Annotated in this window: 1 pseudogene; it reads right to left on the reverse strand. The window is 48.5% G+C overall.

The features are described 5' to 3' along the window. A pseudogene (locus H6A60_RS14700) lies at nucleotides 1–229 on the reverse strand (alpha/beta hydrolase); the annotation flags it as partial.

Raw genomic sequence — 229 nt, forward strand, 5'->3', positions numbered from 1 at the left:
CGCCGAAATAGCGCGAATGTGCCTTTTCGCCATGCACCACCAATACGGCACTGCGGATTTCATCGCTGTAAGCCAAAATGGGCATATTGAGAAGTGAAAGCGAGGAAGTGACGTTCCACCCCAGACCTGAATTGATGGAACGGGAGTGATAGCCACGCTTCGTTTTATAATAGTCATAATAATCCTTCATAAATTGTGGCGCGTCATCGGCAGGTTGGGGATTCATCAC

This window comes from Sutterella massiliensis (genome assembly GCF_016899755.1).
Classification (GTDB): domain Bacteria; phylum Pseudomonadota; class Gammaproteobacteria; order Burkholderiales; family Burkholderiaceae_F; genus Sutterella; species Sutterella massiliensis.